Origin of the sequence: Pseudomonas moorei (assembly GCF_008801475.1) — a bacterium.
GTDB lineage: Bacteria > Pseudomonadota > Gammaproteobacteria > Pseudomonadales > Pseudomonadaceae > Aquipseudomonas > Aquipseudomonas moorei.
Map to the genome: position 1 here is coordinate 13,653 of NZ_VZPP01000023.1, position 16,858 is coordinate 30,510.

Sequence of the window (16,858 nt, forward strand, 5' to 3'; positions counted from 1 at the left end):
TTCGAATAGTAGTCTCTTTGACGGGAAAAATACGACCGCTGGTGCGACGGCATGACCAGAAGCATTTGTGGCGGTACATACCTATCGATGGCTCTTTGATTTTCGAACTATGCGCACCTTTTCAGAGGGTTGGCCCAACAGGAATTTGCTCTTTTTTTTCAGGCGCCGGTGAATAAACCTGTGGCTTCCTATCCTGTCATCAAGGTGATTGAACAGTGTCTGATTTGCATGGAAGCAACTTGCGGGCAACGCCCGCGCAAAATAATGGGGTTCATTACAGTCGTGTACTCGACGTCATACCCGGCGCAATCAAAAAGGCCTCGATGTCGAGACTGAAAAGCCTTGAAACACTGAGACCAGAGACCCCCGAGTGGTATAGCGCTGCACGGGAAATAGACCGCCAATACTTGAAAGAACTGATCGAAGAACAGGCACGCGTGCAAGGCGTGCTGGACAAGTCCCTGGGCGATTTGCGGCACGACATCAAGGCCTTCGCCGAACCTCTGCTCAGTGCGTCGATGCAGGCGAACTTCAATGGCGTGGAGAACATCGACGCCTTGAGCGCACAGCTTGAAGTGCCCAGCAAAATTGCCTTCGTCATTGATACCGGGGCCAGTCGCGTGCGGCAGTCCACGTTGCTGGAGGCGGCGCTGCACAACTTCGAGAAATCGGAAACCGCTGAAGACGCCTGGCGCAGCAGCTCGGGTATCTATCGCAAGGACGAGCGCGGCGCACTTGCGCTTGAGCCTGGGGTCTCCTTGCCCGGGTTTGCATCGATGTGCCGCCGCCTCGACATTGGCGGGCAGTACCAGCGGCACATCAAATCCATCCTGCTGCCTGCGACACCCGAAGCCCGGCGCGCCTTGCAGGACGAATCGGTGGCCAGTGAAAAAGCCACGTTTCAGGTGGCGTCACTGATCGCCCGATTGAAGGGCGATATCAGCGACCATGCTTACGGCCAGCTCGGGCAACTGCACCAGAGCCAGGCCGATGCCACGCTGTACGACCGGCCGTTGCACTGCCATCGATTGTCGTTGATGGGCTTTCGGTTGACGGGCATCGTGCTGTTCAGCGCCATCAGCGATCCGTCGCAGATCAAGCAGGCGATCGACGCCTTGACTCCTGACTCAGTGAAGTTCTGGAGCGAGTGGTCGCAGCGCATCCCGGTACTGCCAGGCTCGGAGTACGAGCGGTTCAAGCTGCTGCAGGCGTTTTTCGCCAATGGTCCCCAGGGGCTCAACGATGAGCTGTTGCGCCGGGACGACATCTACCATCAGAGCCGTTTGTCCGGCCCCTTGATCGCCTATGTACCGGATGATCCGGAACATCCACTGAGGGAATACCCGTCCCTGACCGCGTTCATGAAAACCCTGATCGGACAGCTGCGCGACTCGCAATACCAGGCCTTTTTCAGCCGGTTCGTGGCGCAAAAGGACAAGGGGCTTTTTTTCAGCCGGGTCAACGAACGCCTCAAAACGGTTACCTGGCAGCAACGCGAACCACTGGACATGGGGCCGTGGTGGCGTGAAACGGCGGTCGAGAATCCCGATGCAGAACCCATCACCAACCAGATCACAGGCGATCTGTGGGCGACCCTGTTCATTGAACGCCGCGACAAGGCCATCGCCGATGCCCGACGCATCGCGGTGCCCACCGACGACGAGGACGCCAACGCCCGCTTCAAGCGCCTGACCAGTTACCTGGACATCGGCTGGAACCTCTTCAACTTTGCCGCGATGCTGGTGCCGGGTCTGGGCGAAGCGATGCTGGGCATCATGATTGCGCAGATGCTCGCCGAAGTGGCCGAGGGTATCGAAGACTGGAGCAAAGGTGACAAGGAAGAGGCCACTGCCTACTTCAATGGCGTACTAATCAACTTTGCGCAGCTGGCGCTGATGGGCGCCGGTCATGGGGTGCCAGCCGGCCAGCTGACGCCGATCAAGGTCTCGCCCTTCGTCGAAGGGCTCAAGCCCGTGGAGGTCGCGGGCAAGCCGCGGTTGTGGAATCCGGACCTGACGCCGTATGAACAGTCGGTCACCTTGCCCAAGGAGGCCGTCGTCGGTGAAAAGGGCTTGTACCGGCATCAGGAGCAGGACCTGCTGCGCATCGATGACAAATGCTACGAAGTCAAACAGGACCCGAACACGGGCCAGCCTCGCCTGCAACACCCCACCCGCGCCAACGCCTATCAGCCCTTGCTGGAGCATAACGGCGCGGACCTGTGGAAGACTGAGCTCGATCAGCCGCTGGAATGGGATCGGCGTCAATTGCTCAAACGTTTGGGCGCCTCGGTGGATGGTTTCACGGATCAAACCCTGGAGCAGATTCTGACCGTCAGTGGCGTTCACGAAAATGCATTGCGCCGGCTGCACGTGGAACACGAAGCCGCACCGGCCCTGCTGACCGATACCCTCAAGCGCTTCAAGGCGTACGCCGAAGCCGAAGCGTGCGCAGACCAGATACTGGCCGGTCGAATCGGTCAGGATTGGGCCGATTATGCCGTGCGCTTCATGACTGAACTGCCGGGCTGGCCCGAGGGCAAGGCCATCGAAGTGTTCGAGGGGCCGGGCCTGTCGGGGGCGGTGATCAAGGAGGGCTATGCCGATGCGTTGCCGGCCGAAACCTTGCAGATGACCTGGCAGGATTTGCTGGGTGGTGCGCTGCCGGAACGGGTGGTCGGGTTCGTGGACGAACAGGCCCTTCGCGAAATGCTCGGGCAGTGGTTTGCCGGGGATGCAAAGGCGCGCACCAAGGCCTTGCGCGATCGCCTGGCCGATCAGGCGCGGGGCAGTAAAAAGCGTCTGTTCGACAAACTGTACGAGCGCCGGGAGCGTGTAGACGATGCCCGTGTGAGCTTGCTCAAGGGCGACGAGTCGTCGCTGTCGACCAGCGTGGCGCAAGCGCTGCTGGATCATGCCGACCCCTCGGACCTGAAACACCTGGCCGAGAAAAAACGCGTGCCCTTGAGGTTGTCCCAACAGGCTGGAGAAGCGGCGCACCAGTTGCGAGTGGCGCGCGCCTATGAGGGCCTGTACCTCGACGAACTGCACAACACCGACACCGAGCGCCTTGAGCTGCACTCCCTGGCGGCCCTGCCTGGCTGGCCTGCGGACCTGCGCCTGGAGATTCGGGACTATTCATTTTCAGGGCGGTTGCACGACAGTCTCGGCCCGGAGGACGCGCCGATCCGCAAAGTGCTGATCCGGGGGGAGGATGGCCGATATGAAGCACGGGACGCACTCAATCAACACCTGCACGGTGCGGACTCGCTTTATGCCGCCGTATTGCACGCTTTACCCGACCCACAGCGCATCGCCCTGGGTTATGAAATCCATGACGCGGCAGGGCTTGAGCGCGCGGTGAAGGCACAGCCTTTGGATCGAGCCATGTTGGAGCCGATCCTGCGGGACAACCCGCTGCTCAAACCGTCCTACGACCCGAGCGTCATGCGCTTGCGCGGTGGCATGCCGGGTTATGCGCAGGTTCCGCGCGGTATGGGATTGCGGCGCCGGGCTCGCTCGTTGTACCCGGGCTTTAGCCAGGACGAAATCGAAACACTGTTGACCGAGTTCACTCAGAACGGTGGTTCGCCCCATGATCGCCTGTCCGCGCTGGAGGCCGAGTTCGATCGGTTGAACCGGACGATGCAAAACTGGATGAATTCACCAACGGCGTCCTTCCGTTTCACGCCGTCAGGGATTGCCGAAATGCGCGCCCGCGAGCGTTTCTACAAGGCGATCCGGCAATGCTGGCAGCGCACCGGACCCGAGGGCGTGCAAGTGACGGGGGCGGTGCGCCCGCAATGGCTGCAGCTCGACGACTTTCCTTTGATCCGTAGGATCCTTGAGACGCTGCCGAAACTGGAGGCCAACTTCGATCACGTCACCAGCCTGAGCCTGCGCAGCGGCGAGTTGCGCAACGAGCATTTGGGGTTTCTCGCCTCGTTTCGTCGGGTGCGTTATCTCAACCTGCAAGACAACCTGCTGACCGCCGTTCCCGAGGCCATCAGCGAGATGAGTCATCTCACCGATCTGTCCTTCAATGAAAATCGTATCGAACTGGATGCACTGGCGGTGGATCGCCTGAAAAGGCTGGTTCATCTAAGGTCGCTGGGCTTGCGGGGCAACCCGTTGAAGCTCACGCCAAACATCAGTCGGATGCCGCAATTGCAGGTCATCTTGCTCAATGAAACAGGCCTGGACAGTTGGCCCGTCGGACTGTTTTCCCAGTCGCGGCCGCGCAGTATTTACCTCGACCTGCGACACAACCCGATCACCCGAATTCCAGAGGTCGCACCCGGTTCGTTTCGCGCCGAACTGCTGGCGCGCACCTTGATCAGCCGTGAGCCGCGCTGGATTTCGCCGGATAACCTCGCCACCCTCAAGTCCTACATCGAGTCGGTGGGCATGGACCCTGACCGACCGTACCCGCCGCGCGGCACGCTCGACAGCGCCGACTGGTGGATGGGCATGACCGAACGGCAATGGCAGGAAAAACAGGAATTCTGGAACGAGGTCGAGGATGAGTTCGACTCGGTGCCGTTCTTCAATGAAATCCGCAAACTCACTCAATCGGCCGACTTCACGGCGGGCGACGCCTACAAGACGGACCTGACCGCCAAGGTCTGGCGCATGCTCGAAGCCATGGCCAAGGACAGCGAACTGCGGGTCAAACTGTTCAACGAGGCCGCAACACCCACCGAGTGTGTGGACGGTGGCACGCAACTGTTCAATGCCATGGGCCTGCAGGTGCTGATTCATGAGGCCTACGCCCTGGGCAGCGCGGACCTGATCGAAACTCGGCTGCTGGAGTTGGCCCAGGGCAAGTCGCGGCTCGACGAGCTCGGCGCCATCGCCCGCCAACGGGTGGCGTCACGACTGGCCGCTGGGGAGCGGTTCCGGCGACTCGACGACCAGGGCAATGTCACGGGCACTATCGATGAAGTGGAAGTGCACCTGGCGTACATGACGGATCTGGCCCAGCGCCTGGATTTGCCGTGGCAGGCCCGGGGCATGCAGTTCCGCAAGATCGCCGGTGTGACCAAGGAGATGATCGACGCGGCGTTCCGGCGAATCGTGGCGCTGGAGGAGGGTGACTTGCTCACGGATCGAATCCTTGAACAGCCCCTGTGGAAAACCTGGCTGGAGTCTTCCAGCGGTGGTGAACTGGACAGTTTGAAGCGACAGATCGACGCGACCACGGAGTTGCTGGATGCGCTGCAACGTCGGTTCGAGGCCGTGGAGCCGGCCGCCAGGGCGGACCTGGACGTGGAGATCAAAGCGCTTTGTCGCGAGTTGAACCGCGACGAAAACGCCTTCAGCGAGGGGCAGGTCATGAGCGATGAGGACTACTCCAAGGCGTTGACCGACATCGACCGGCAGATCCGGCAAACGTTGAAATCGATCACTCAACAAGCGATCGAACGTGCCCGATTACCGCGGCTTGAGATTGAGCCCGCTCAATAACCGCGAACCAGAACGTTCATTCAAGAGGTAGAACGAGCAATCAGTAACCTGTGGCGAGCGAGCCTGCTCCGGGCGGCGATCCGACAAGCTCCCTCGCCACAGATACTGTGTTCGTTCTGAACGGACAGCGCTTTTTCGGGTTCACGCTCGATTATCCAGTACCCGATTCACCGCCAGCTCACTGAGCATGATCACTTGCTGAAGCGCCAGCATGGCGTTGCGGTTCGCGCCGTCCAGCATCCCGGCAAATTCACTCGCCATCACACTCGCCGACGCCAATGACTCGCAGGCATGGGCCAACAGCGTTTCGTTGTCGACGTCCGGTGCAACGACAAAAATGGTGCGGGGCGTACGCGTGGCGGCCGTCACCGGGATGTCGGGTTTGAGGTAATAGTCCAATGCGCGGTCGACGGCGGGGTGTAGCTTTCTTGCCGGCGTGCAGAGGTGCGCATCGTTGTTTTGAGGTGCTGATCCAGCGGGTGTGTCGGTGGCATTGGGCATGGTGAGTCTCCGTGAAAGGTCTGGAGTGGCCACGCTACCCCTCTGACTTCCGACGGCCAACCCTAAAAAGACGTCGGATGCGTCCTCGATTTTTCAAGAGTTTTCATCGTTTCTAAACGTTTCTTTTTCGTCGGTTAAACGGTGCTCGAAGGGTTTGTTTAAGCGCTGTCAGCATGCCTTCATTCGGGCTACAAAAGCTTGTGCCGTTGCCTACAGTTGCGCCAGAATCCGCCGGCTTGTGCGCCTTGGTGCGGGTCTCTATTGTTTTGCGGCCACTGCCCATCAGTGGTCGGGTTTAGCAGCCCGTTGATGTCAAGACGCACACTGCCTCTGTCAGTCAGGTATCCCATCCCTGCACTTGATGGTGGCTGTGCGCAGGGCGCTTCGGCGCGCCGATTTCTTGGCTCATCGGTCTGCTAACCTGCGCGCAGCTGCCTCCCTTGCCAATGCCTCGGAAGACCTGCTGTCCATCAGCGCCATTGCCGCAATCATCGCCCGGCAGCAAAGCCGGGCCGGCTGACGCGTCCGGCAGAAAAAGAAAACCCGATGGCGGTCACCCACCCTCGGGTTTTTATTGGGCGAGCCGCTCACCTTCAGAACAGGAAATACCGCTGCGCCATCGGCAACACATCCGCCGGTTCACACCACAACAACACGCCGTCGGCCTTGACCTGATAGGTCTGCGGGTCGACGTCGATGTTCGGCAGGTAGTCGTTGTGGATCAGGTCGGTTTTCTGCACCTGGCGACAGCCTTTGACCACGGCTATTTTTTTCTTCAGGCCCAGGGCTTCGGGCAGGCCGGCGGCCTGTGCGGCCTGGCTGATGAAGGTCATGCTGGTGGCGTGCAGCGAGCCGCCAAAGCTTGCGAACATCGGGCGGTAGTGCACCGGTTGCGGCGTCGGAATCGAGGCGTTGGCATCACCCATCAGGCTGGCCGCGATGGCACCGCCCTTGAGGATCAACGTCGGTTTGACCCCGAAGAACGCCGGACGCCAGAGCACCAGATCGGCCCATTTCCCGACTTCCACCGAGCCCACTTCATGGCTGATGCCGTGGGTGATCGCCGGGTTGATGGTGTATTTGGCGATGTAGCGCTTGGCGCGGAAGTTGTCGTTGCCTTCACCGTCGCCGGGCAGCGGGCCGCGCTGTTTTTTCATCTTGTCGGCGGTTTGCCAGGTGCGGGTGATGACTTCGCCAACCCGGCCCATGGCCTGACTGTCGGAGCTGATCATCGAGAATGCACCCAGGTCGTGGAGGATGTCTTCGGCGGCAATCGTCTCGCGGCGGATGCGGCTTTCGGCGAAGGCCACGTCTTCGGCAATGCTCGGGTCCAGGTGATGGCAGACCATCAGCATGTCGAGGTGTTCGTCGATGGTGTTGCCGGTGAACGGCCGGGTCGGGTTGGTGGAACTCGGCAGTACGTTGGCAAAGCCGCAGGCCTTGATGATATCCGGGGCGTGGCCGCCGCCCGCGCCTTCGGTGTGGTAGGTGTGGATGGTGCGGCCCTTGAAGGCGGCGAGGGTGGTTTCGACGAAGCCGGATTCGTTGAGGGTGTCGGTGTGGATCGCCACCTGCACATCGTACTGGTCGGCAACGCTCAGGCAGTTGTCGATGCTCGCGGGCGTGGTGCCCCAATCCTCGTGCAGCTTGAGGCCGATGGCGCCGGCCTTGACCTGCTCGATCAACGGCCCCGGCAGGCTGGCGTTGCCTTTGCCGGTCAGGCCGATGTTCATCGGGAAGGCATCGGCGGCTTGAAGCATCCGCGCCAGATGCCACGGGCCGGAAGTGCAAGTAGTAGCGTTGGTGCCGGTGGCCGGCCCGGTGCCGCCGCCGATCATGGTGGTGACGCCGCTCATCAGCGCTTCTTCGATCTGCTGCGGGCAGATGAAATGAATGTGGGTGTCGATGCCGCCGGCGGTGAGGATCATGCCTTCGCCGGCGATGACTTCGGTACCGGCGCCAATGGCGATGGTGACATCGGGCTGGACATCGGGGTTGCCGGCCTTGCCGATCGCGGCGATGCGCCCGTCCTTGAGGCCGACGTCGGCCTTGACGATGCCCCAGTGGTCGATGATCAGCGCGTTGGTGATCAGGGTGTCGACGACGTCGGCGGCGAGCAGCTGGCTCTGGCCCTGGCCATCGCGGATCACTTTGCCGCCGCCGAACTTCACTTCTTCGCCGTAGGTGGTGAAGTCTTTTTCCACTTCGATCCACAGGTCGGTGTCGGCCAGGCGCACCTTGTCGCCGACGGTGGGGCCGAACATGTCGGCGTAGGCCTGACGGGAGATTTTCATTCGTTTGCCTTGTAAATGATGAGTGGCAACCTGCGATCCATTGTGGCGAGGGAGCTTGCTCCCGCTGGGCTGCGCAGCAGCCCTGAAGCCGTCAATCGGGTTTCGTCAGGCACACTGAATTGTTTGGCTTGGCGAGCGCTGCGCACTCGAGCGGGAGCAAGCTCCCTCGCCACAGGTGAACCTGTCAGTCGAGATTCCCCATGATCCGCCCGGCAAAGCCGAACACCCGCCGATGCCCGGCCAGGTCGACCAGCTCGACTTCCCGGCTCTGCCCCGGCTCGAAGCGCACGGCGGTGCCGGCGGGAATGTTCAGGCGCATGCCACGACTGGCGGTGCGGTCGAAGGTCAGGGCGTCGTTGGTTTCGAAAAAGTGGTAGTGCGAGCCGACCTGGATCGGCCGGTCGCCGCTGTTGGCCACGGTCAGGCTCAGGGTGCGACGGCCAGCGTTGAGTTCGATGTCGCCGGGCTGGATCTGGTATTCACCGGGAATCATCAATGGGCTCCTTGGAGAATCTTGTAGTAGAGGGCGGTGGGCTTGTAGCGCCCGCTCGGGTCGCAGGCGTAGTCGGGGATTTCGCCGGCGCGGGTGTAGCCCAGGGCCTTGTAGAAATCTTCCGCCACAGAGCCGGCTTCGGTATCGAGGTAGAGCAGGCCGCGCTTGTGCTGCAGGGCCGCTTGCTCCAGAGCGTTCATCAATTGTTGGCCCAGCCCCCGGCGCCGCGCGTGTTCGCGCACCAGCAGCTTTTGCACCTCGGCACGGTTCAGGCCGTTGGCTTTCTGGCACAGGGTCAGTTGCACGCTGGCCTGTACTTGTTCGTCCTTGACCACCACCCACAGCAGCACATGGCCCTTGTTCAGATTTTCCTGAACCTCATCGAAGTACGCACGGGCCTGAGTCGCGTCCAGGTCGGCCATGAAACCGACACTGGCGCCATAGCCCACGGCGTCGAGCAGCAGATCAATCAAACCCTGACGATAGTGCGCAAAGCTTTCAACATTGACGCGTCGCAGTTGGGCGGGGTTCATCGGGTATCACTCCTTGTTGGCGCTCGGTGGTTGCGCGCCAGGATTGAGGGTCAGTTGCATAAAGGTCAGGTCCAGCCAGCGACCGAATTTGGTGCCCACCTGAGGCATTTGCCCGGTGACCACGAAGCCGGTGCGCTCATGCAGGCGAATGGACGCGGCGTTGCCGCTTTCGATGGCGGCGACCATCACGTGTTTGCCGCATTCCCTGGCGCGTTCGATCAGTACCTCCATCAACCGTGGACCGAGGCCATTGCCGCGCTGGTCGCTGCGTACGTAAACCGAGTGTTCGACGGTGTGACGGAAGCCATCAAAAGGCCGCCAGTCGCCGAATGAAGCGTAGCCCAGCACGTGGTTTTCGGCGTTGACGATCACCAGGATCGGGTAGGCCTGGGATTGCCGGGCGCTGAACCAGGCCTGGCGATTGCCCAGGTCCACGGCCTGTTCGTTCCAGATGGCCGTGGTGTTGAGCACGGCGTCGTTGTAGATATCGCGGATGGCCGGCAGGTCGGCATGTACCGCATCGCGGATGTGGTAAGTCATGGCGTGGTCTCAGGCGATCGGTTGATGGACGGTGACCAGTTTGGTGCCGTCGGGGAAGGTCGCTTCGACCTGGATCTCCGGGATCATTTCCGGGATGCCTTCCATCACTTGCTCACGGCTGAGCAGGGTGGTGCCGTAGTGCATCAACTCGGCCACGGTCTGGCCATCGCGGGCACCTTCGAGCAGCGCGGCGGAGATGTAGGCCATGGCCTCCGGGTAATTGAGTTTTACGCCGCGGGCCAAACGCCGCTCGGCCACCAGGCCGGCGGTGAAGATCAGTAGCTTGTCTTTTTCGCGTGGGGTCAGGTCCATTGGTGCAATCCATCAGGGCAGATTAAAAAGGTATTCGGGTACATCAACACGACCCCTGTGGGAGCTGGCTTGCCAGCGATGGGGACCTCAAGGCCGGAAAAAGCTCCCACAGGGATCGGTGTTCAGGTGTTCCAGATTCGCGGTGGCATGGCTTCGCGGCCAAGCAGTGCCGGGCGCAGCAACCTCCACACATCAATCAGCCAGCCACGGGCCAGCAGCGCCTCGCTGGCCAGGCACCGGGCGACCAACAGCCCCGGCAATTGCGTCAGATCCCCGCGCACGGGATGGGGCAGCGAGCGGCAGCGTTCCAGCAAGTCACTCTCGATTTCCCCGGTCACCAACAGGGTGGCGAACACCGGTTGCCCGTCCAGGCCAATCGGTGAGTCGAGCAAACCATCAGCCCCGACAATGCGCTGGCGTTCGTGCCAGAGCAACTGGCCGTCGCGGCGGATATCCAGTTGCGCCTGAAAGTGCCCGAGGTCGAAACGTTCGCCGCTGGCCGGGCGACCCAGGGCCACGACGTCCCAGTAGAACAGCCGCGCATCGCCTTCAAGGTCGATGGCGGTGCTGAGCTCAGCCTGCGCCGCACTGAAGATGATCGTTTCCTGGGGCAACCATTCCAGTGTCGCACCGGCCGCCACCCGCAATGTCAATTGCTGATAAGCGGGGCCGGCGGCGCGATACCACTTGGCCGCGCCGGGACTGGTGATCTGCGCCCAGGCGTCGCGTTCGACGCTGGCCGAAATCTCCAGCCGATCACCGCCGGCGATTCCACCGGGCGGGTGGACGATGATGTGTTGGCAGACTTCAGGCCCTTCGGCATACAAATGTTTTTGTACACGCAGCGGGCCCTTGTGGCGGCGCAGCACCGGGCGCGAGGTATCGCCGAACCGGGCGTAGGCCAATTCGAGCTCGGCGTGCCAACTGGGCGTGAACAAAAGAGAGGCAGGTAGATTCATGTTTTTTAATTATCGTTAGGACGCTACAGATTAGATCGTAACCAGACCGCGTACACCCTCGGCTTCCATATTTTCACCACGACCCTGTTGCACGATCTCGCCCCGCGACATCACCAGGTATTGATCGGCCAGTTCGGCGGCGAAGTCGTAGAACTGTTCCACCAGCAAAATCGCCATGTCGCCGCGGGCCGCGAGCTTCTTGATCACTGCACCGATTTCCTTGATCACCGATGGCTGGATGCCTTCGGTGGGCTCGTCGAGAATCAACAGGCGTGGGCGGCTGGCCAGGGCCCGGCCGATCGCGAGCTGCTGCTGTTGCCCGCCGGACAGATCACCGCCGCGTCGCTGCTTCATTTGCAGCAGCACCGGGAACAACTCGTAGATGAACGCTGGCACTTCTTTGGCTTCGGAGCCGGGAAAGCGCGAGAGACCCATCAGCAGGTTTTCTTCCACGGTCAGGCGCCCGAAAATTTCCCGGCCCTGGGGCACGTAGGCGATGCCGGCATGCACCCGTTGATGCGGCTTGAATGTGGTGATCGGCTTGCCCTCCCAATTCACCGCGCCCTCTTTGGCCGGCAGCAGGCCCATCAGGCATTTGAGCAGGGTGGTCTTGCCCACGCCGTTACGCCCGAGCAGGCAGGTGACCTCGCCGACCTTCACGTCAAACGTCAGGCCGCGCAGGATGTGGCTTCCGCCGTAGTACTGGTGCAGCTTGTCGACTTGCAGCATTCTCAAATACCCCTTGAATCCCTTGTGGGAGCGAGCCTGCTCGCGATGGCGGTCTATATGATAAAAAACCTGTTGCCTGACACACCGTTATCGCGAGCAGGCTCGCTCCCACAGTTAAATAGGTGTTCAGCCATCAGCGACCGAGATACACCTCGATCACCCGCTCGTTATCCTGCACCTGCTCCAGTGAGCCTTCGGCCAGCACGCTGCCCTGATGCAACACGGTGACGTGATCGGCAATCGAGCCGACGAAGCCCATGTCGTGTTCCACCACCATCAGCGAATGCTTGCCGGCCAGGCGCTTGAACAGCTCGGCGGTGAATTCGGTTTCGGCGTCGGTCATGCCCGCCACCGGCTCGTCGAGCAGCAGCAGTTGCGGGTCCTGCATCAGCAACATGCCGATTTCCAGGAACTGCTTCTGGCCGTGAGAGAGCAAACCGGCGGGGCGATTGACCGACGTGGTCAGGCGGATGGTGTCGAGCACTTCGGCGATGCGATCCTTTTGCTCGCCATTGAGCCGCGCGCGCAGGCTGGCCCATACCGACTTGTCGGTTTTCTGCGCCAGTTCCAGGTTCTCGAACACGCTCAGTGCCTCGAACACCGTGGGCTTCTGGAACTTGCGACCAATGCCGGCCTGGGCGATCTGCACTTCGCTCATCTGCGTCAGGTCCAGGGTTTCGCCGAACCAGGCCTTACCGTGGCTGGGACGGGTCTTGCCGGTGATCACGTCCATCAGCGTGGTCTTGCCCGCGCCGTTGGGGCCGATGATGCAGCGCAACTCGCCGACGCCGATGTACAGGTTCAGGTTGTTCAGTGCGCGGAAGCCATCGAAGCTGACGCTGATGTCTTCCAGGGTCAGGATGGTGCCGTGCCGGGTATTGAGGCCTTTGCCGGCGCGCTGGCCGAGGCCGATCGAGTCGCGGCTGGTGCCGGCGTCCTTGTTGGGCTCCACGGGGAAAAAGGCTGGCTCGAGCATGAATTCAGCCGTCGCAGTGACTCTCATTGTTCACCTCTTTTCTTCAGCAAACCGATCACGCCCTTGGGCAGGTACAGGGTCACGACGATGAACAGCGCGCCGAGGAAGAACAGCCAGTACTCAGGGAACGCCACGGTGAACCAGCTCTTCATGCCGTTGACCACGCCGGCACCGAGCAGCGGGCCGATCAGCGTGCCGCGACCGCCCAACGCTACCCAGACCGCCGCTTCGATGGAGTTGGTCGGCGACATTTCACTGGGGTTGATGATGCCGACCTGCGGCACGTACAGCGCACCGGCCAGGCCACACAACACCGCGCTGAGCACCCACACGAACAGTTTGAAGCCCCGTGGATCGTAGCCGCAGAACATCAGGCGGTTTTCCGCATCGCGCAGTGCGGTCAGCACCCGGCCGAACTTGCTTTGCGCCAGGCGCCAGCCAATGAACAGGCTGGCTACCAGCAACAGCACCGTGGCGAAAAACAGCACGGCGCGGGTGCCCGGTTCGGTGATGCCGAAGCCGAGGATCGTGCGGAAGTTGGTGAAGCCGTTGTTGCCGCCAAACCCGGTTTCATTGCGGAAGAACAACAGCATGCCGGCGAAGGTCAGGGCCTGGGTCATGATCGAGAAATACACGCCTTTGATCCGCGAGCGGAAGGCGAAGAAACCGAACACCAGCGCCAGTAGCCCCGGCGCCAGCACCACCAGGCACAGGGTCCAGAGAAAGCTGCTGGTGCCGGTCCAGAACCAGGGCAGTTCGGTCCATGACAGGAAGGTCATGAACGCCGGCAGGCCATCGCCCGAAGCCTGGCGCATCAGGTACATGCCCATCGCATAACCGCCCAGGGCGAAGAACAAGCCATGGCCGAGGGACAGCAACCCGGCGTAACCCCAGACCAGATCCAGCGCCAGGGCGACGATGGCGTAGCAGAGGATCTTGCCCACCAGGGTCAGCGTGTAGGCCGAGACGTGAAAGGCGCTGTCGGCAGACAACAGCGACAGCAGTGGCAATGCCAGCAGCAGAGTCAAGATCACCGCACCCACGGCAATCGTGACGGTCGGGCCGGCTTTTTGTGTCGCAGTAACGAGCAGGGGCTGGTTCATCAGTCGATCACCCGTCCTTTGAGTGCGAAGAGGCCTTGCGGACGTTTCTGGATGAACAGAATGATCAACGCGAGGATGAGGATCTTGCCGAGCACGGCACCGATCTGCGGTTCGAGAATCTTGTTGGCGATGCCTAAGCCAAACGCCGCCAGCACGCTACCGGCCAGTTGCCCGACGCCGCCGAGCACCACCACCAGGAACGAGTCGATGATGTAGCTCTGGCCGAGGTCCGGGCCAACGTTGCCGATCTGGCTCAGGGCCACGCCACCGAGGCCGGCGATGCCCGAACCGAGGCCGAAGGCGAGCATGTCCACGCGCCCGGTGGGCACGCCGCAGCAGGCGGCCATGTTGCGGTTCTGGGTGACGGCGCGCACGTTCAGGCCCAGGCGGGTCTTGTTCAGCAGCAGCCAGGTCAGCACCACCACAAACAGCGCGAAGGCGATGATGACGATGCGGTTGTACGGCAGCACCAGATTGGGCAGCACTTGAATCCCGCCCGACAGCCAGGCCGGGTTGGCCACTTCGACGTTCTGCGCGCCGAACAGCAATCGCACCAGCTGAATCAGCATCAGGCTGATGCCCCAGGTGGCGAGCAGTGTTTCCAGTGGGCGGCCATAGAGGTGACGAATCACCGTGCGCTCCAGGGCCATGCCAATGGCCGCCGTGACGAAAAACGCCACCGGCAAGGCGATCAGCGGATAGAACTCGATGGCCTGCGGGGCGAAACGCTGGAACATCAACTGCACCACGTAGGTCGAGTACGCCCCGAGCATCAGCATCTCGCCGTGGGCCATGTTGATCACGCCGAGCAGGCCGAAAGTGATCGCCAGGCCCAGCGCGGCCAACAGCAGGATCGAGCCCAGTGACATGCCACTGAAGGCCTGGCCGAGCAACTCGCCGACCAGCAGTTTGCGTTTGACTTGAGCCAGGCTGGTTTCGGCGGCGGTGCGCACGTTGGCATCGTTTTCGACGCCCGGTTCCAGCAAGCTTTCGAGGCGGGTGCGGGCCAGCGGATCGCCGGTTTCGCCCAGCAGTCGCACTGCGGCGAGGCGCACGGCCGGGTCGCTGTCGACCAGTTGCAGATTGGCCAGGGCCAGGCTGAGGGCAGCGTGAACGGTCTCGTCCTTTTCGCCGGCCAGTTGTTGGTCGAGGAATTTCAGTTGCGCGGGTTTGGCGCTTTTTTGCAATTGCTGCGCGGCGGCCAGACGGAGTCTGGCGTCGGCGGCTAGCAGTTGATGGCTGGCCAGCGCGGTGTCGATCAGGCCCCGCAGGCGGTTGTTCAGGCGCAGGGTTTTCGGCTGGCCATCGATAGTCAATTCACCTTGTTGCAGGGCGTTGATCAGTTCGATGCGGGCCGGATCGGGCTGCGCGGCCCAGGCTTCCAGCAGTTTGGCCTGCTGCACGGGATTGGCGGCGACGAAGTCTTCGGCGTCGCCGGCGTGGGTGGCCATGGGCAGCAAGAGTGCGATGGCGAGGATGAAGCGGTAAAGGGCGGTGGGCATAGAGAGTCGCCTTGACGCGGACAATGTGGGAGCTGGCTTGCCAGCGATGGCGTCACCTCGGTGCATCAGGTACATCGAGTCGTCTGCATCGCAGGCAAGCCAGCTCCCACAGGGTTTTGTGTCGGACCTGCATGCCGGGCCCGACCTCCAATGACTTAGTTGCTCTTCACCGCATACTCCGGCTTCTTGTCGTTGCCCGGAATGAACGGGCTCCACGGTTGGGCGCGGATCGGTCCTTCGGTCTGCCAGACCACGTTGAACTGACCATCGGCCTGGATCTCGCCGATCATCACCGGCTTGTGCAGGTGATGATTGGTCTTGTCCATGGTCAGGGTGTAGCCGGACGGCGCGGCGAACGTCTGGCCGGCGAGGGCTTCGCGGACTTTGTCGACGTCGGTCGACTTGGCTTTTTCAGCGGCCTGGGCCCACATGTGGATGCCGACATAAGTGGCTTCCATCGGGTCGTTGGTCACCGCTTTGTCCGCGCCCGGCAGGTTGTGTTTCTTGGCGTAGGCTTTCCAGTCATCGACGAACTTTTTGTTCACCGGGTTCTCCACCGACTCGAAGTAGTTCCACGCCGCGAGGTTGCCCACCAACGGCTTGGTGTCGATGCCGCGCAGTTCTTCTTCGCCCACCGAGAACGCCACGACCGGTACGTCGGTGGCTTTGAGGCCCTGGTTGGCCAGTTCTTTATAGAACGGCACGTTGGAGTCGCCGTTGACGGTCGAGATAACGGCGGTCTTGCCACCGGCGGAGAATTTCTTGATGTTGGCGACGATGGTCTGGTAATCGCTGTGACCGAACGGGGTGTAGACCTCTTCGATGTCTTTGTCCGCCACGCCTTTGGAATGCAGGAACGAGCGCAGGATTTTGTTGGTGGTGCGTGGGTAGACGTAGTCGGTGCCGAGCAGGAAGTAACGCTTGGCGCTGCCACCTTCTTCGCTCATCAGGTATTCCACGGCCGGGATCGCCTGCTGGTTCGGCGCGGCGCCGGTGTAGAACACGTTCGGCGACATCTCTTCGCCTTCGTACTGCACCGGGTAGAACAGCAGGCCGTTGAGTTCCTCGAACACCGGCAATACCGATTTGCGCGATACGGACGTCCAGCAACCGAACACCACGGCGACCTTGTCCTGGGTCAGCAACTGACGGCCTTTCTCGGCGAACAGCGGCCAGTTCGATGCCGGGTCCACCACCACCGGCTCCAGCATCTTGCCGTTCACGCCACCCTTGGCGTTGATCTCGTCGATGGTCATCAGCGCCATGTCCTTGAGCGATGTTTCGGAGATCGCCATGGTCCCGGACAACGAATGCAAAATGCCCACCTTGATGGTCTCGGCGGCCTGGACGGTCCAGGTCATGCCCATCGCGGCAATCGATGCCGAGAGTGTGAAAGCCTTGATCAAGCTACGACGCTTCATTGTGCGATCTCCATGAACTTATGAATTTTC

At 61.6% G+C, this 16,858-nt stretch carries 13 protein-coding genes; 1 reads left to right on the forward strand and 12 read right to left on the reverse strand.

Annotated elements, in window-relative coordinates; all coding sequences use genetic code 11:
- Window positions 1–323 precede the first annotated feature (323 nt).
- Window positions 324–5,465, forward strand: a complete 5,142-nt coding sequence (locus F7R06_RS28890; protein WP_343287519.1) for an NEL-type E3 ubiquitin ligase domain-containing protein — start codon at window positions 324–326, stop codon at window positions 5,463–5,465.
- Window positions 5,466–5,606: 141 nt separating this feature from the next.
- On the opposite strand, the gene F7R06_RS28895 is transcribed toward F7R06_RS28890, so the two are convergent.
- The 12 genes from F7R06_RS28895 to urtA all read right to left on the reverse strand — a co-directional run bounded on the left by F7R06_RS28895 (window position 5,607) and on the right by urtA (window position 16,828).
- Complete coding sequence (locus F7R06_RS28895) at window positions 5,607–5,966, reverse strand: DUF6124 family protein (protein WP_090328622.1); 360 nt, start codon at window positions 5,964–5,966, stop codon at window positions 5,607–5,609.
- A 593-nt stretch (window positions 5,967–6,559) separates the two neighbouring features.
- Complete coding sequence (ureC, locus tag F7R06_RS28900) at window positions 6,560–8,260, reverse strand: urease subunit alpha (RefSeq protein ID WP_090328624.1); 1,701 nt, start codon at window positions 8,258–8,260, stop codon at window positions 6,560–6,562.
- 184 nt (window positions 8,261–8,444) lie between these two features.
- Window positions 8,445–8,753 carry an urease subunit beta gene (locus F7R06_RS28905; protein ID WP_090328626.1) on the reverse strand — a complete coding sequence of 103 codons (309 nt, stop codon included), beginning with the start codon at window positions 8,751–8,753 and terminating at the stop codon, window positions 8,445–8,447.
- A complete protein-coding gene (locus F7R06_RS28910; protein WP_090328628.1) occupies window positions 8,753–9,286 on the reverse strand; it encodes a GNAT family N-acetyltransferase in 534 nt (177 codons plus the stop codon). The genes F7R06_RS28905 and F7R06_RS28910 overlap by 1 nt, the downstream gene beginning before the upstream one ends.
- Window positions 9,287–9,292: 6 nt before the next feature.
- Window positions 9,293–9,826 (reverse strand): GNAT family N-acetyltransferase, encoded by a 534-nt coding sequence (locus tag F7R06_RS28915; protein WP_090328630.1) that lies wholly within the window; start codon window positions 9,824–9,826, stop codon window positions 9,293–9,295.
- Between the two features lie 9 nt (window positions 9,827–9,835).
- Window positions 9,836–10,138 (reverse strand): urease subunit gamma, encoded by a 303-nt coding sequence (ureA, locus tag F7R06_RS28920; protein WP_007937143.1) that lies wholly within the window; start codon window positions 10,136–10,138, stop codon window positions 9,836–9,838.
- 122 nt (window positions 10,139–10,260) lie between these two features.
- Entirely contained in the window at window positions 10,261–11,097 is an 837-nt protein-coding gene (locus F7R06_RS28925; protein WP_090328632.1) for an urease accessory protein UreD, read from the reverse strand.
- A 30-nt stretch (window positions 11,098–11,127) separates the two neighbouring features.
- Window positions 11,128–11,826, reverse strand: a complete 699-nt coding sequence (gene urtE, locus F7R06_RS28930; protein WP_008031204.1) for an urea ABC transporter ATP-binding subunit UrtE — start codon at window positions 11,824–11,826, stop codon at window positions 11,128–11,130.
- A 133-nt stretch (window positions 11,827–11,959) separates the two neighbouring features.
- A complete protein-coding gene (gene urtD, locus F7R06_RS28940; protein ID WP_090328634.1) occupies window positions 11,960–12,829 on the reverse strand; it encodes an urea ABC transporter ATP-binding protein UrtD in 870 nt (289 codons plus the stop codon).
- Window positions 12,826–13,905 (reverse strand): urea ABC transporter permease subunit UrtC, encoded by a 1,080-nt coding sequence (gene urtC, locus F7R06_RS28945; RefSeq protein WP_090328636.1) that lies wholly within the window; start codon window positions 13,903–13,905, stop codon window positions 12,826–12,828. The genes urtD and urtC overlap by 4 nt, the downstream gene beginning before the upstream one ends.
- On the reverse strand, window positions 13,905–15,407 hold the full coding sequence (urtB, locus tag F7R06_RS28950) for an urea ABC transporter permease subunit UrtB (protein ID WP_090328638.1): 1,503 nt from the start codon (window positions 15,405–15,407) through the stop codon (window positions 13,905–13,907). Before urtB ends, urtC begins: the two co-directional genes overlap by 1 nt.
- Before the next feature lie 155 nt (window positions 15,408–15,562).
- A complete protein-coding gene (urtA, locus tag F7R06_RS28955; RefSeq protein ID WP_090328640.1) occupies window positions 15,563–16,828 on the reverse strand; it encodes an urea ABC transporter substrate-binding protein in 1,266 nt (421 codons plus the stop codon).
- Window positions 16,829–16,858: the final 30 nt, after the last annotated feature.

Coding starts and splice junctions, on each gene's coding strand:
- F7R06_RS28925 (WP_090328632.1), bottom strand. CDS start 11,097: ATGAATCTACCTGCCTCTCTTTTGTTCACGCCCAGTTGGCACGCCGAG.
- urtD (WP_090328634.1), bottom strand. CDS start 12,829: ATGAGAGTCACTGCGACGGCTGAATTCATGCTCGAGCCAGCCTTTTTC.
- F7R06_RS28915 (WP_090328630.1), bottom strand. CDS start 9,826: ATGACTTACCACATCCGCGATGCGGTACATGCCGACCTGCCGGCCATC.
- F7R06_RS28905 (WP_090328626.1), bottom strand. CDS start 8,753: ATGATTCCCGGTGAATACCAGATCCAGCCCGGCGACATCGAACTCAAC.
- urtE (WP_008031204.1), bottom strand. CDS start 11,826: ATGCTGCAAGTCGACAAGCTGCACCAGTACTACGGCGGAAGCCACATC.
- urtC (WP_090328636.1), bottom strand. CDS start 13,905: ATGAACCAGCCCCTGCTCGTTACTGCGACACAAAAAGCCGGCCCGACC.
- ureC (WP_090328624.1), bottom strand. CDS start 8,260: ATGAAAATCTCCCGTCAGGCCTACGCCGACATGTTCGGCCCCACCGTC.
- F7R06_RS28890 (WP_343287519.1), top strand. CDS start 324: ATGTCGAGACTGAAAAGCCTTGAAACACTGAGACCAGAGACCCCCGAG.
- urtA (WP_090328640.1), bottom strand. CDS start 16,828: ATGAAGCGTCGTAGCTTGATCAAGGCTTTCACACTCTCGGCATCGATT.
- ureA (WP_007937143.1), bottom strand. CDS start 10,138: ATGGACCTGACCCCACGCGAAAAAGACAAGCTACTGATCTTCACCGCC.
- F7R06_RS28895 (WP_090328622.1), bottom strand. CDS start 5,966: ATGCCCAATGCCACCGACACACCCGCTGGATCAGCACCTCAAAACAAC.
- F7R06_RS28910 (WP_090328628.1), bottom strand. CDS start 9,286: ATGAACCCCGCCCAACTGCGACGCGTCAATGTTGAAAGCTTTGCGCAC.
- urtB (WP_090328638.1), bottom strand. CDS start 15,407: ATGCCCACCGCCCTTTACCGCTTCATCCTCGCCATCGCACTCTTGCTG.